The sequence below is a fragment of the Alteromonas sp. WD8-37 genome, assembly GCF_055326825.1.
The window spans coordinates 345,313-359,537 of sequence record NZ_JBUZOV010000003.1; the positions used below are offsets into that span (position 1 = coordinate 345,313).

General features: G+C 56.4%; 15 protein-coding genes. 6 read left to right on the top strand and 9 right to left on the bottom strand.

What is annotated here, in order from left to right:
* Position 1 precedes the first annotated feature (1 nt).
* The 5 genes from argH to argC are packed head-to-tail and all read right to left on the bottom strand — an operon-like array spanning position 2 to position 5,338.
* Positions 2-1,384 (bottom strand): argininosuccinate lyase, encoded by a 1,383-nt coding sequence (gene argH / locus ACTUJZ_RS10535; protein WP_463636266.1) that lies wholly within the window; start codon positions 1,382-1,384, stop codon positions 2-4.
* Positions 1,385-1,394: 10 nt separating this feature from the next.
* Positions 1,395-2,606, bottom strand: a complete 1,212-nt coding sequence (locus tag ACTUJZ_RS10540; RefSeq protein ID WP_463636267.1) for an argininosuccinate synthase — start codon at positions 2,604-2,606, stop codon at positions 1,395-1,397.
* A gap of 16 nt (positions 2,607-2,622) precedes the next feature.
* Positions 2,623-3,534, bottom strand: a complete 912-nt coding sequence (locus ACTUJZ_RS10545) for an ornithine carbamoyltransferase (protein WP_463636268.1) — start codon at positions 3,532-3,534, stop codon at positions 2,623-2,625.
* Positions 3,531-4,325, bottom strand: a complete 795-nt coding sequence (gene argB / locus ACTUJZ_RS10550) for an acetylglutamate kinase (RefSeq protein ID WP_463636269.1) — start codon at positions 4,323-4,325, stop codon at positions 3,531-3,533. Before argB ends, ACTUJZ_RS10545 begins: the two co-directional genes overlap by 4 nt.
* Positions 4,322-5,338 (bottom strand): N-acetyl-gamma-glutamyl-phosphate reductase, encoded by a 1,017-nt coding sequence (gene argC, locus ACTUJZ_RS10555; RefSeq protein WP_463636270.1) that lies wholly within the window; start codon positions 5,336-5,338, stop codon positions 4,322-4,324. The genes argB and argC overlap by 4 nt, the downstream gene beginning before the upstream one ends.
* A gap of 410 nt (positions 5,339-5,748) precedes the next feature.
* On the opposite strand from argC, the gene ACTUJZ_RS10560 reads away from it, so the two are divergent.
* The 6 genes from ACTUJZ_RS10560 to ACTUJZ_RS10585 all read left to right on the top strand — a co-directional run bounded on the left by ACTUJZ_RS10560 (position 5,749) and on the right by ACTUJZ_RS10585 (position 11,907).
* Positions 5,749-6,162 carry a methylglyoxal synthase gene (locus ACTUJZ_RS10560; protein WP_463636271.1) on the top strand — a complete coding sequence of 138 codons (414 nt, stop codon included), beginning with the start codon at positions 5,749-5,751 and terminating at the stop codon, positions 6,160-6,162.
* 30 nt (positions 6,163-6,192) lie between these two features.
* Positions 6,193-7,164 (top strand): alpha/beta fold hydrolase, encoded by a 972-nt coding sequence (locus tag ACTUJZ_RS10565; RefSeq protein ID WP_463636272.1) that lies wholly within the window; start codon positions 6,193-6,195, stop codon positions 7,162-7,164.
* A gap of 86 nt (positions 7,165-7,250) precedes the next feature.
* Complete coding sequence (trmL, locus tag ACTUJZ_RS10570; RefSeq protein ID WP_463636273.1) at positions 7,251-7,715, top strand: tRNA (uridine(34)/cytosine(34)/5-carboxymethylaminomethyluridine(34)-2'-O)-methyltransferase TrmL; 465 nt, start codon at positions 7,251-7,253, stop codon at positions 7,713-7,715.
* 100 nt (positions 7,716-7,815) lie between these two features.
* Positions 7,816-9,948 carry a TonB-dependent siderophore receptor gene (locus ACTUJZ_RS10575; protein WP_463636274.1) on the top strand — a complete coding sequence of 711 codons (2,133 nt, stop codon included), beginning with the start codon at positions 7,816-7,818 and terminating at the stop codon, positions 9,946-9,948.
* 16 nt (positions 9,949-9,964) lie between these two features.
* A complete protein-coding gene (locus tag ACTUJZ_RS10580) occupies positions 9,965-10,492 on the top strand; it encodes a hypothetical protein (protein ID WP_463636275.1) in 528 nt (175 codons plus the stop codon).
* 2 nt (positions 10,493-10,494) lie between these two features.
* Positions 10,495-11,907 carry a PepSY-associated TM helix domain-containing protein gene (locus ACTUJZ_RS10585; protein WP_463636276.1) on the top strand — a complete coding sequence of 471 codons (1,413 nt, stop codon included), beginning with the start codon at positions 10,495-10,497 and terminating at the stop codon, positions 11,905-11,907.
* A gap of 58 nt (positions 11,908-11,965) precedes the next feature.
* Here ACTUJZ_RS10585 and gpsA read toward each other — a convergent pair whose 3' ends face one another.
* Genes gpsA through ACTUJZ_RS10605 form a run of 4 tightly spaced genes read right to left on the bottom strand, consistent with a single transcriptional unit; the run spans position 11,966 to position 14,223 of the window.
* Complete coding sequence (gene gpsA, locus ACTUJZ_RS10590; RefSeq protein WP_463636277.1) at positions 11,966-12,973, bottom strand: NAD(P)H-dependent glycerol-3-phosphate dehydrogenase; 1,008 nt, start codon at positions 12,971-12,973, stop codon at positions 11,966-11,968.
* A gap of 8 nt (positions 12,974-12,981) precedes the next feature.
* Positions 12,982-13,479, bottom strand: a complete 498-nt coding sequence (gene secB / locus ACTUJZ_RS10595) for a protein-export chaperone SecB (protein WP_463636278.1) — start codon at positions 13,477-13,479, stop codon at positions 12,982-12,984.
* 55 nt (positions 13,480-13,534) lie between these two features.
* Positions 13,535-13,789 (bottom strand): glutaredoxin 3, encoded by a 255-nt coding sequence (grxC, locus tag ACTUJZ_RS10600; RefSeq protein ID WP_463636279.1) that lies wholly within the window; start codon positions 13,787-13,789, stop codon positions 13,535-13,537.
* Positions 13,790-13,797: 8 nt separating this feature from the next.
* Positions 13,798-14,223 carry a rhodanese-like domain-containing protein gene (locus ACTUJZ_RS10605; protein ID WP_463636280.1) on the bottom strand — a complete coding sequence of 142 codons (426 nt, stop codon included), beginning with the start codon at positions 14,221-14,223 and terminating at the stop codon, positions 13,798-13,800.
* Between the last annotated feature and the right edge of the window lie 2 nt (positions 14,224-14,225).

The following is a 14,225-nucleotide window of genomic DNA, read 5'->3' on the forward strand; positions in this document are numbered from 1 at the left end:
GTTATTCCTTCGCACCCAGCGCCGCGCGTTCGCGGGCCAGCGCCTGATGCACCGTGGCCAGACTGGTGCCGCCTAATACATTACGCTTGTTGAGGCCGTATTCCAGCTCCAGCACTTCAAAAACATCCTTATCAATGGCCGGGTGCACTGCCTGCAAGGTGTTCAGCGGCAGAGCTTCGATGGCACAGCCAGCATCCAGGGCCTGGCGCACCACCTGGCCAGCCACCTCGTGGGCAGTACGAAACGGGATCCCTTTGCCCACCAGATAATCAGCCAGCTCGGTGGCATTGGCATAGCCATGGCTAGCCGCCTGGCGGCAGCGCTCGGTATTCACCGACAAACTGTCGAGCACTTCACTGGCAATCAGCAGGCAGCAATGCCATTGATTGACCGTATCGATAGCGCCTTCTTTGTCTTCCTGCATGTCTTTATTGTACGCCAGCGGCAAGCCTTTCATAGTCACCAGCAGGCCTTGCAGTGCACCAAACACCCGGCCGCATTTGCCGCGCATCAGCTCCAGCGCATCGGGGTTTTTTTTCTGCGGCATCAAAGACGAGCCGGAGGTGACCGCATCGCCAAGCTGAATAAACCCGGCTTCGCCGGAATTGTAAAAAATCAAATCTTCGGCCATGCGCGAAATATGCATCATGCTGGTACTGGCACAAAACAGCAGCTCGAGCACAAAATCTCGGTCTGACACCGCATCTAAGCTGTTTAAACACGGGCTGGCAAAGCCCAGCGACTCGGCCAGTTGCTGGCGATCGATGGGATAGGTGGTGCCGGCCAGCGCACCGCTGCCCAGTGGGCACTGATTGAGCCGGGCACTCAAATCCGTTAGCCGACTGGCATCGCGCTTGAACATTTCCACATAGGCTAAACACCAGTGTGCAAACAGCACTGGCTGGGCCCGCTGCAAATGGGTGTAGCCGGGTAAAATCGCGTCGCGATGGCGCTCGGCCACCGCCACCAGGGCTTGAGTTAGCTGCTGCAGATCCTGCTGCAGCGAGGCCACATGCTGGCGCACCCACAAGCGAAAATCGGTGGCGATCTGATCATTGCGGCTGCGCCCGGTGTGCAGCTTGCGGCCGATATCACCAAGCTGCTCAATCAACGCTGCTTCGACAAAACTGTGGATGTCTTCTTCGTCACTGGCAGCAAAATCCAGGCTGCCGGCTTCGGCCTGTTCTTTCATTTGGCCCAGTGCGTCGGTCAGCTGACCCGTTTCTTCGGCACTTAATACCCCGGCCTGATGCAGCGCCTCGGCCCAGGCCATAGAGCCTTGCAGGTCTTGCACTGCCAGCGCCTGATCAAAGGGCAGCGAATCATTGACCTGGCGAAACATCGAACTGCTGCTGCCGGCAAACCGGCCTCCCCATAATGGCATAACAGGCTCCTTATTGTTGCTGGGCTTTTAAGGCAGCAATCCGGCTGGACAAGCTGTACAGGCGGATAAAGCCTTCGGCGTGTTGCTGGTTGTACACATCATCGGCACCAAAGGTGGCAAAATCTTCTGAATACAGGCTGTTAGGCGAGCGCCGCTGCACCACGGTGGCCTGGCCTTTGTACAGTTTGACCACGATATCGCCGGTGACTTTGACCGCCAGCGCCTGGGCGGCAGCCAGCAGTGCATCATTAACCGCAGTAAACCAGCGCCCGTCATACATCACATGGGCAAACTCCAGGCCCACCTGCTCGCGAAATTTTAGTGCGGCCTTGTCCAGCACCAGGGTTTCCAGCGCTTTGTAGGCTTTCATTAAGACAGTACCGCCGGGAGTTTCGTAACAGCCACGGGATTTCATGCCCACCAGGCGGTTTTCTACAATATCAATGCGGCCGATACCGTGGGCGCCGGCGCGTTGGTTGAGCTCACTGAGCGCAGCAAACGGGCCTAAGGCCTGGCCATCGATGTGGGTCAGCCGGCCCTGGTCAAAGCTAAGCATAACCATGGCTGGGTCATCCGGCGCCTGCTCGGGCGAACAGGTCATGGTCCAGACCTGCTCTGACGGGGCGTGCCAGGGATCCTCTAACTCGCCGCCTTCGTGTGAGATATGCCAGGCATTGGCATCACGGCTGTAAATTTTGGTGGCCGAGGCGCTGGTGGGGATATCGCGCTCAGCCAGGTAATTGAGCAGATCTTCCCGCGATACCATGTCCCATTCGCGCCAGGGGGCAATTACCGTTAAGTCCGGCGCCAGCGCAGCAAAGGTGCTTTCAAAGCGCACCTGATCATTGCCCTTGCCGGTACAGCCATGGCTTAAGGCATCGGCGCCGACCTTGCGGGCAATCTCCACCTGGGCTTTGGCAATTACCGGCCGTGCCATGGCGGTGCCCAGCAGATATTCGCCTTCATACACAGCGCCGGTCTGCAGGCTGGGGTAAATATAATCGCGGACAAATTCGTCTTTTAAGTCAACAATGTGGCATTCGCTGGCACCTGAGGCGATGGCTTTGTCATGCAAGCCTTCCAGCTCTTCGTCGCCCTGACCGACATCGGCGGCAAAGGCCACGACTTCACACTGATAATGCTCTTTTAGCCAGGGAATGATGGCCGAGGTATCCAGCCCGCCAGAATAAGCCAGTACAATTTTGTTGATAGATTTGGTCATAATAATAGGTGTCCTCTTAGTGGCCCAGTAAATGGGTCAAAATGGCATTTTGTGCGTGCATCCGGTTTTCTGCCTGTGCCAGCAGTAACGACGCCGGCCCGTCCATCACCGCGCTGCTGATTTCTAAGTCGCGGTGAGCCGGCTGGCAATGCATCACATAACGCGCCTGGGTGTGTTCAAGCAGGTCAGCATTGACCTGATACGGCATAAAGGTCGCCTGAATGTCGGCCAACGGGGTGTCATCGCCCATGGACAGCCAGGTGTCGGTGTACAGCACATCGGCGCCGCGGGCATCGCTGGGCGAATGGCTGTAACTGATGGTCGCGCCGGTCTGTTGGCCGATTTGGCTGGCTTTGGCCATGATCGCCGGGTCGGGCTCGTGGCCGGCCGGGGTGATTACGCGTTGATGGCAGCCCAGTAAGGCACCCACAAGCAACAACGAATGGGTCACATTATTGCCATCGCCCAGATACGCCAGGGTCAGCCCTTGCACGCGGCCATAGGTTTCATACAGGGTCAGATAATCGGCCAGTGCCTGGCACGGGTGATAGGTATCACACAGGGCATTGACCACCGGCACTTTGGAAGCCTGGGCAAATTGCTCCAGGGTTTGGTGCTGATACACCCGAGCGACGATGGCATCAGCCCAGCAAGCCAGATTGGCGGCGGTGTCCTGAGCATCCTCGCGGCCGGCCAGCTTACCGGCCTGGCTGTCCAGATAAACCAGTTGTCCCCCCAGTTTGTGCACGCCAATTTCAAAGCTGACCCGGGTGCGCAGGGAGGGCTTTTCAAACAAGGCCACGATGGATTTGCCGGCCAGCACGCTGGCATAGCGATGCGGACTTTGCTTGATAGTCTGGGCCAGCTCCAGCAGTTGCTGCGCACCGGCCGGGGTCCAGTCGGCAAAGGTCAGTAAATCTTGTTTCATAAAGGGTCTCCTGCCGGTGTGGGCATCGGATAAATTCGGGTGCCGCAGGTATGCGCCACAATCTCGGTTAGCGGATCTTCCCAGCTGGCGATGGTCACCGGCCGGCCCAGGGTGGTGGCAGCGCTTAGCGCCGCATCGGTTTTAACTTTCATGCCATCGCGCACTACCTGTTGGACTTGCAGGGCCTGCAAATCGGCCAGGGTCAGGTTGCCCAACAGCTGGCCCTGGGCATCCAATACTCCGGGGACATTGGAGAGCAGCAATAAGTCGGCGCCCAACAGCCCGGCAATGGCCGTGGCTGCCTGATCCGCATTGACATTGAGCAGCCGCCCGCTGGCATCACAGCCGATGGAGCTGATAATCGGCAAAAAGTGCGCATCAAACAGCTGCTGTAGCAAGGTGGGATCGCCTTGTTGCGGGCTGCCCACCGCGCCCAGTTCGGGCTGGCGCGGACTGCACGGCACCAGGTTGCCATCCAGTAATGAAATGCCCACCGCGATGTGGCCGGCCTGCAGCGCCTGGCTGCACAATTGTTTGTTGGCCGCACCGGCCAGTGCTGCGGTGACCAGCGGCATCTGATCATCCGGGGTCACGCGCAACCCGTCATGCCACTGGCTGGATTTGCCAGCCTGGGCTAATAAGGTGTCGACCATGCGACCGCCGCCGTGTACCAGTACTACCTGGCGCTGCTGACGTAACGCAGTCAGCTGACTGAATAACTGCTTGAGGGTGGCCGGGTGCTCGAGCACCGCGCCGCCGATTTTGATGACCACCGGAGGTAACTGGCTCATGGCAATAACCCCAGCTCACCCGGCCACTGGTGCATCAGGTTGGCGCATTGCACCGCCTGACCTGCCGCGCCTTTGAGCAAATTATCCAGCGCACTGCCAATCACCGCATAGCCGCTGTGGGCATCGACCTGCCAGTGGACATCCACAAATGGGGTGTGGGCCACATCATCAGCCTTGGGGAACTGGCTGCGTAGGCGCACCAGAGGCTGCTGGGCATAGGCGGCTTCATAGGCGGCCGCTACCTGCGCTGCGGTGACTCCGGCGGCCAGTTTAACCGTGCTGGTGGCCACAATGCCGCGTTTAAAATTGCCCAGATGCGGGGTGAAGATCACCGGTGTGCCCAGATAGGTTTCTATTTCTGGGGTGTGACGATGGTTAAGCACCCCATACGCCTGCAGGCTGACCTCACTGAAGCTGCTGCCCAGAGCGGCTTTGCGCCCGGCACCGGTGACCCCGGATACCGCGTTGATCACCGGCCGGGTGGACGCATCCAACAGACCGGCTGCGGCCAGCGGTTTTAAGGCGGTCAATGCGGCGGTGGGGTAGCAGCCTGGCGCGGCCACAATCTGGGCCTGGCGGATAGCATCGGCATGCCATTCGGCCAGCCCGTAGACGGCTTTGGCCAAACCGGTATCGGCCGTGTGGGCAAAGCCATAGTGGGCAGCAAATACCGCCTGGTCGGGCAGCCTGAAGGCACCGGATAAATCAATCACCTTCGCGCCGGCAGCACTTAATGGCTCCACCCATTTGTGGCTGGCCTGATGCGGGGTGGCCAGAAAAATCACATCCATGGTGTTGGCCAGGGTTTCCAGCAGGCTGTCGCTGAGTGGCTCGAGTTCGTACTGTTGCAAATGGGCCAGTGCGCCGTGTAAATCCGCCAGCGAACAGCCAGCATCAGCACTGTTGGCCGAGACCAGGGTGCGTTTTAACGCCATCTTCGGATGATGATGAATCAAATTCACCAGCTGGGCGCCGCTGTAACCACTGGCCCCTAAAATTGAAACATTTAGCATAAATAGTCGGCTTTATTGAGAAGCAAAAAAATCACTTTTTACCTTTGCTGAATGCTGTTGAAGCGCATTACCACCAGCAAAGGTAAAAAGTGCGCTACGGCACACACCTTAGGATAGGCGAAAAAGTCGTCGTATGACGGATGTGATGTAGCCAGCTGCGGGAGGGCAGTGTGTCAAAGTGGCGCGTAGCGCCGCGCCGGGCGTAATCTGGGGCATAACAATCGGTGTCCTGATAATAGGCTGCAGTTAAGCGTTAGGGTCATCTTACCGTGATAGAATAATTATGCAATAAAACTATATAATTATTTTGCCTGGTCGGAACTGCCACCGCCGCAGGCAAAAGCAGTTGCAATCTGGCGGGGCTGTGCGTATACCTGTGGCCAGGTTTTCGCAGGCAGACATACATAAAAATGACGCAAAAACGTATTGCCCTGGTGGCACATGATCACAAAAAGGCCGCCTTACTGGCGTGGATCAACAAACATCTTTCGGTCATGCAGCAATGCTCAATCATTGCCACCGGCACCACCGGGCAGCGCATCATTGAAGAAACCGGCCTGACCGTGGAGCGATTGAAAAGCGGCCCATTGGGCGGCGATCAGCAAATAGGCGCGCGCATTGCCCAGGGCGAATTGGATGCGCTGTTTTTTTTCTGGGATCCGCTTAACCCAGCGCCTCATGATCCTGATGTCAAAGCTTTGCTGCGGTTGTGCTCGGTGTGGAATGTGCCGGTGGCCTGTAGCAGTGCCACCGCCGACTTGATGGTCACCTCACCGCTGTTTTTAAGCCCGGATTTTCAACCCGAGCAGCCGCACTATGGCTAAATAGCGCTGGCGCTGAACACTGGGAGGGTCATGTCCATCACACTTATCAACGAGGCTGATCTGGCGCAGGCCATGGTCAGCCGCATTGAGCCTTTTTGGCAGGATGCGGTAACTCAGGCGCAGTTTCGTGGTGCCCATGGGGTCACGGTGCATTATGCCTGGGCGATCCCGCAGCAACCCACCCAGGCTGTACTCATCAGCTCCGGGCGGATCGAGTCGTTACTCAAATACAAAGAAGTGATGTTTGATTTGTATCAGCAGGGCGCAGCGGTGTTTATTTTGGATCATCGGGGCCAGGGCCTGTCCGGACGCATGTCAGACAACCCGCAGCATGGCTATGTGGCGCGTTTTGATGATTATGTCAGCGACCTGTTGTATTTTCGTCAGCACATCATCCCGCCATTGTGTCGCTTACCCGTCCAACTACTGTGTCATTCTATGGGCGGCGCCATTGGCACTCTGGCCATGTTGACTGCCCCTGATGCTTTTACCCGCGCAGTATTGTGCGCGCCCATGTTTGGCATTCGTCCGGCACTGCCAGCCGCCCTGGCCAACCTGCTGGTGTGGGCAGGTAGCTGGGTCAACCGTCGCCGCGGCCAGCCGGTGGACTATTTTTTTGGTCAGCGTGGTTATCAGGAAGTGCCCTTTACCGACAATAAACTCACCCATAGCGAAGTGCGCTATCAGCTTTTTCGCCAGCTGTATGCCCGACAACCGGAAATACAGCTGGGTGGGGTCACGCCGCAGTGGCTGGGCGCGGCGCGCCAGGCGATGCAGCATATCGAGCAGCACGCAAGCCAGCTTAGCCAGCCTGTATTGTTGTTCAGCGCCGGTGACGACAAGGTGGTGGATAATCGCGCCCAGGCTCGGGTGGCGGCAAAGATGCCAGCCTGTGAGCAGGTCACCATTGACGGCGCGGCCCATGAATTGCTGATTGAAGCCGACCGTTTTCGCCAGCCGGTGATGCAACAAGCCTGGGCATTTTTAAGCGCCGACACCTGACCCACCGTGCAGTGAGCGGCGATGACTTGTCTGGCGCGAACATTCCCTCTATGCTTGCCGGGTTTTTTAAACCAGAGGCTAAGCCCATGCTTGATGTGGTGTTATACCAACCCGAAATTCCACCCAATACCGGCAACATTATTCGTTTATGTGCAAACAGTGGCTTTGCCCTGCATCTGATCGAGCCACTGGGTTTTGCCTGGGACGACAAGCGAGTGCGTCGGGCTGGTCTGGATTATCACGAATTCGCCCAGGTACAACGCCATGCCAGCCTGCAAGCCTATATGGAGAGTAGACAGCCTAAGCGTATTTTTGCCTGTACCACCAAGGGCCAGTCATTTCATTCCGATGTGTCCTATCAGCCCGGCGATGCGCTGATCTTTGGCCCGGAAACCCGCGGCTTGCCGGAAGACTTTATTTTTTCGTTGCCCCCGGAACAGCGGGTGCGTATTCCCATGTTGCCGGGCAGCCGCAGCATGAACCTGTCTAATGCGGTGGCGGTGTTTGTGTATGAAAGCTGGCGACAGCAGGGTTATTCTAACGCCCGGTAAACACAAATCTTTATGCAAATGAGAACTATTGCTATTTACAATTGTTAGTGGGCAGGCTAGAGTGACGCCACACTCACTCACATAAGAACCGCATTTTGCTATGAAAAATCTGTCGTTAATCGCGTTAGGCGTGCTGGCTGCCACTTCATTTTCTGTTACTGCTGAACAAGTCGCCGAGGCCCAGGCACCGGACGGCGCGGAGCTGGAAAAAATTGAGGTGACCGGCGTGCGCAGTGCCTTTGGTGCTACCAAAACCAGCATTCCCATCGTAGAGCTGGCGCGTTCGGTATCGATAGAAACCGCGGCGGACTTAGAAGACAAAGGGGCCTTTAACCTGGCTCAGTCGGTTACCTACATGGCCGGGGTAACCGGCGAATCCTACGGTTTTGCTACGCGGGTGGACAGCATCAGCAGCCGCGGGTTGCGGGTGCCGCGCTACCGGGATTCGATTCAGGAATTATTTGGCAACTACAACTCGACCCGCGCCGAAATTTACACGCTGGAGCAGGTGGAATTACTTAAAGGCCCGGCCTCGGTGTTATACGGCCAGGGCTCTCCCGGCGGGCTGGTCAATGCGGTATCCAAAACCCCCAATATGAGCGCTGGCAATGAAATCATGCTGCAATATGGCAGCTTTGACCGCAAACAGGTCAATGTGGATTTCAATGCAGCCCTGACCGAAGATGAACGCTGGCTCGGCCGGGTAGTAGGGATCTGGCGCGAGTCTGATACCCAGGTAGAGTCTGTGGATGACAATACCAAGGTGCTGATGCCCTCAGTGAGCTTAGCCCCGTCCAAAGATACCAAGCTCACGCTAATCGGCTTATTTCAGGACACCGGCAGCGACACCGGCGCGCAGTTTGTCCCGGTGGAAGGCACCTTAGAGCCGCTGGCCGATGGTAGCTTTTTGCCCGACCAAAATGTGTATGCCGGTGAGCCGGGCTTTAACCGTTTTGATACCCAGTCCAACCAGGTCACCCTGTTAGGGGAGCACCGCTTTGACGATACCACCGAGTTGACCTTCACCGCGTTATGGCGCGAGGGCGAGGCCGATTATCATCAGGCCTGGCCGTCGTTTTTAGGTGACGGGGTGTCGCGTTATCTTAATAATATCGCCGGCGCCGAGGTGGCCACCAACACCACTGTGCCGCGGACCTTTTATCAGGCCGACAACACCTTTGATCAGCACGCTATCGATATCCGCCTGGGCAAAGCGCTGAAAACCGGTGCGCTTACGCACAATCTGTTAGCCGGGGTGCAGTACCAAAATGTCGACACGGATTCGAATTTTGCGTCTTTTTATGGCGGCGGTTTGTTAGACGGTGATTTTTCGTTTGCGCTGGATTTGGCTAACCCGCAGTACACCGGGGCGCCCGACCAGAGTGTGTTTGATGCGCTGTATGTCGACCAGCTAGAGCAAAATGTCAAAGATGTGGGGTTGTATCTGTCTGAACAGATTTCCATTGATAATTGGCGGGTGACGGTGGGTTTACGTCACGATAAGGTGGAAAACAGCAATGGCACGGTTGAGCAGGATGATTCGCAAACCTCCTATTCGGCTGGTGTGCTGTACCGCTTTGATAATGGTCTGTCGCCGTATGTCAGCTATGCCGAGTCATTTGAAGCGGTGGTGGGCCTGGACAACAATGGAAACCAGTTGCAGCCTGAAGAAGGTCGTCAGTACGAAGCCGGGATAAAATATGCCTTTGATAGCGTACCGGGCTTTATCACACTGGCCTGGTTTGATATCGAAGTGTCTAACCTGCCTAACCCCAATGCATTACCCGATGATGCGGCGCAGCAGCAGGGTAAAACGTCGCTGACCGGAATCGAACTGGAAAGCCGTGTGGTCTTGGGTGAGGTGACCGCGGAACTGAACGCTGCGGTGCTGGATGCAGAAGATCCCAACGGCTTTGAACTGTCTGCCCAGCCCGACAGCAATGCGTCTTTGTGGGTCACCTGGCAACCCCAGGAGGTTGAGGGCTTTCGCATGGGCGCCGGAGCCCGCTATGTCGGCCAGTCGGTAGCAGAAAATGGTGTGTTGCGCTATGAGACCCCCGACTACACCCTAGTGGATCTGATGCTGGAGCAGGTGGTGACCAACAATCTCACCGCTCGGTTGAATGTGCGTAACCTGACCGATAAAACCTATCTGACCTCGTGTCTGACCCGCGGCGATTGTTTCCCGGGTGTGGAGCGCAACATTACCGCCTCGTTAAGCTACCAGTTTTAAGTAAAGGAGAAAGCGGGTGACCATCATCCTGGCTCTGCTACTGTGCGCAAGCGCAGTAGCAGGTGTGTATCTAAGCTGGCGACAAGGACGTGCTCTGGGCTGGGTCACTGCACTGCTGCTACTGGTCCTATCGGCGCTGGTTTTTAGCGTCACCACCGGGTGGGAAAAAGGCCTGACCTACGCCTTATTTTTGCCGGCTCTATTTATCTGGCTGCCAATTTTTCGCGAGCACACCCGCTCGCCGTTTGTCGTAAAAACAGTTACAGCCAAAGCGCAGGATTTTCGGCTGCCACGCATCCTCCTGCATACCGCCACCGGCCTGACCGTATTAGTGCTGCAATTGTTATTCAGTGTGATCATCACGCTGGCACTGGTGCAGGGGTTACCCATGGCCGAAACCGGCCAACTGGCGCTGGTGGTGGTGATCCAACCCATTCTGTGGGCTGCCATGATTTATCATTATTTGGGTCGCACCGCACGGCTTAAACCACTGGGCGGCCAGTTGCTGGTGAGCCTGCTGTGTGGCCTCACTCTGGTACTGTAAGCATGAGTTTATTATCGCGCACGCCTGCGTTGCGGGCACATAACTGGTTAGGGGTCTTTTTAGGCGTTTTTTTATATCTGCTGTGTTTATCGGGCACGCTGGTGGTGTTTAATCAGGAACTTGAGCGCTGGGAGCAGCCTGGTGTGCCTGAGTTTAACACTGTCACGGCCGAGGCGGCGGATAAAGCGCTATCCACCTTTATTGAACAAAACCCGGCCCAGACTGAGCATTATCATGTGGTCCTGCCCACCTCGGGTATTCCGCGGCTGGTGGTGGAAAATGACCATAGCGCGTTTTTTGCCGACCAGCAGGGCAACCTGCTGCAGCAGGAAGCGTTTCCCTTCTCGAAGATGATCCTGGATTTGCATTACTATCTGCACCTGCCCAGCACCTGGGGGCTCATTGTGGTCAGCGCCCTGGGCGCTGCGATCTGTGCTCTGGTGGTCAGTGGCTTTTTTGCCCACAAACGGTTGTTGCGTGATGCGTTCAAATTACGCCGCGGCGGCGATGGCCAGAAAGGGCGCATTGATTTGCATAATCGCTTTGGGATCTGGGCCTCGCCCTTTCATCTGGTGATTGGCATCACCGGTACCTATTTTGGCCTGGCCGGGGTAGTGCTGACCCTGGTGGCGTATTTAGATTATGGTGGTGATCGCCAGGCGGTGATGGATAAGGTGTTTACGCCCGAGCCTCAGCTGGAGCAGTCGCTTCAAATGCCAGAGATCGGCACTGCACTGCGTGCCTTTGAGCAGATGAGTACCGGCCATTCGCCGATTTTTGTCACAGTGCACGATGTGGGCACCCCGCAGCAGTTTATTGAGCTGTACGCCCAGGTACCGGATAAGATGATTTATTCGGAAAATTACCGCTTCACCAGCGCCGGAGAGTTTATCGGCACCGGTGGCTATACTGACGGGCACTGGGGCAAACAACTGGTGTATTCGCTGTACCGGATGCATTTTGGTGATTTTGCCGGGGTGCCGGTCAAGCTGCTGTATTTTGTGCTTGGCGTGATGCTTACAGCGCTGTGTGTGTCGGGCATGGACATCTGGCTGCAAAAACAGGGCAAGCCGGCCCGATTAGTGCGCTTATGGGCAGCGTTGGTGTGGGGCAGTGTGGCTGCCCTTGCCTTAAGCGCATTGGCCTCACTGGTCACGGCCTGGCCGTTAGCCGTACTGTTTTGGAGCCTGCTGGGTTTGGCGGTGTTGATGGGGCTGGGGCTACCGTGGCTAGACGCCCGGCGCTGGCTGCTGATCTGTACAGGCTGTTTGCTAGTGCTGCTGCTGGCCTACGTGCTGGTTCATGGGGGCAATAGTTTCAGTAGCGCAGCCTGGCCGGTCAATCTGGCGCTTGCCGGGCTGGCACTATGGTGTGGCTGGCGAGCCCGCGCGCCGGTGCATCAAAGCCAGGGCTAACCGCACACAAATAAAAAAACGGGCCATCGGCCCGTTTTTTTATTCTGCTGCAATAAGGCTAGTGCTCGGCTTTTAAATCCCGGGCCAGCAGGCTGACCGCAGCTTCTTTGGGCGCTTTACCCTGATACAGCACCGCGTAGATTTGCTCGCAAATCGGCATCTCTACCTGCATCCGGCTGGCCAGTGTATGCACTTCCTCAGTATTACGAAAGCCTTCTACCACCTGCCCAATTTCCTGCATCGCCTGCTCCACTGACTTGCCCTGACCCAGGGCCAGACCAAAGCGCCGGTTGCGCGACTGGTTGTCGGTACAGGTTAGTACCAAATCGCCTAAGCCAGCCATGCCCATAAAGGTTTCCGGCTGCGCGCCTAAGGTCACCCCCAAGCGAGTCAGTTCGGCCAGACCGCGGGTGATAAGCGCGGTGCGTGCATTGGCGCCAAAGCCCAGGCCATCAGCCAGGCCGGCCCCGATGGCAATCACATTTTTAACCGCGCCACCCAGCTGGACGCCGATAAAATCCGGGTTAGTGTAGACCCGAAACGACTTGCTGCAATGCAACTTGTGGGCAAAATCTTCAATCAGCGCCTGACAGGTCGACGATAAGGAAATGGCGGTGGGTAAACCGGCTACCATTTCTTTGGCAAAGGTCGGGCCCGACAATACGGCTAGCGGATATTGATCACCCAGCACATCCAGCGCGACATCTCGCAGCAGACGACCACTGCCTGGCTCCAGTCCTTTGGTCGCCCAGATGATGCGATGCTCATCGGTAAGCAACGGTTTGAGTGCTTCCAGCATAGCTTTAAATGCATGACTGGGTACCACCACCAAGATGTCGCGGCTGGCCGCCACAGCCTGGGCTAAATCCGGCTCGATAACCAGCGCATCAGGAAACCGGGCGCCGGGTAAATAGCGCGCATTTTCCCGCTGGCTTTGCAATTCCTGGCAATGCGCGGCATCCCGCCCCCAAAGATAGGTGGCGTTATGATTGCGGGCCAGACAAAAAGCAAGGGCGGTGCCGTACGACCCCGCCCCCAGGACTGTGATTGCGTTAGTCGCTGCCATTGCTGTGCTTACGCATCCAGATTTTGTTGGCTTTGCTGCTCTTGCTGCGCACGCTTTTGCATGTAGGCAGCAAAGATCGCTTCAAAGTTTACCGGCGCCAGGTTCAGTGGCGGGAAGGTACCGCGGTTAACCAGGTTGGAGATGGTTTCACGGGCATACGGGAACAACACAGACGGGCAGAAGGCACCCAGGGTGTGCGCGCGATTCGCTTCAGGCATCTCACCGATGGCAAAAATACCGGCTTGCTGCACTTCACACAAAAAGGCGGTTTCTTCGCCCATGGTGGCGGTGACTGTAACTGACAACGTTACCTCAAACACAGTCTCGTCAATCTTGGCGGTTTTGGTATCCAGGTCCAGTTTGATTTCCGGCTTCCATTCTTTGGTAAAAATGGTCGGTGCATTCGGCGATTCAAACGAGATGTCTTTGGTGTAAATGCGCTGAATATTAAATTGTGCGCCCTGTTCTTGCTGCGCAGCGCCGTTTGCTTGATTTTCTTCTGCCATGAGAGTTCCTACGTTGTTGTTCTACTCAGCGCTGAGGTCAGCGCCCAGGCCAGCCTTAGGCCAGCAATGTATTTAATTTGTCTTGTGCTTCCAGTGCGAACATGTCGTCGCAACCACCGACATGGGTGTCGCCGATGAAAATCTGCGGCACTGTGTAACCGCCATTGGCCCGCGCAATCATTTCATCACGCAATTCCGGCTGTACATCAATGGCAAATTCGGTGTACGCCACGCCTTTTTCATCCAACAGTGCCTTGGCACGGTGACAAAACGGACAGTACCCCTTGGTATAAATCTCTACTTTATTCATAACGTCTCTTACTTTGCCAGCGGCAGGCTGGCATTTTGCCAGGCATTCATGCCGCCTTTTAAAACCTTCACTTCGCTAAAGCCCGCTTTAGCCATGGCGCCGGCAATGGCGCGGCCGCTTGAGCCCATGGCACATACCACAATAATGGGTTTGTCCTTTTGGTTTTCAAGCTTTTTAAAATCCCGCTGTTTAAGCTCTTCAGGCTTAATCTGGCGTGCGCCCAGAATGTGCCCGGCTTTGAATTCTTTGGCCGAGCGGGTATCCAGAATAACAGCATCTTTTTTATTTACCAGTTGGGTCAGCTCATGGGTGCCCACTTCCTTGACCGGCGAGGTGAACCCGCTGATGAAACTGTAAATAAGCACTACCACCAGTGCCACCCAGACACCGGCTAAAATAATATTGTTGCTCGCAAATTCGATGAGCTGATCCATGA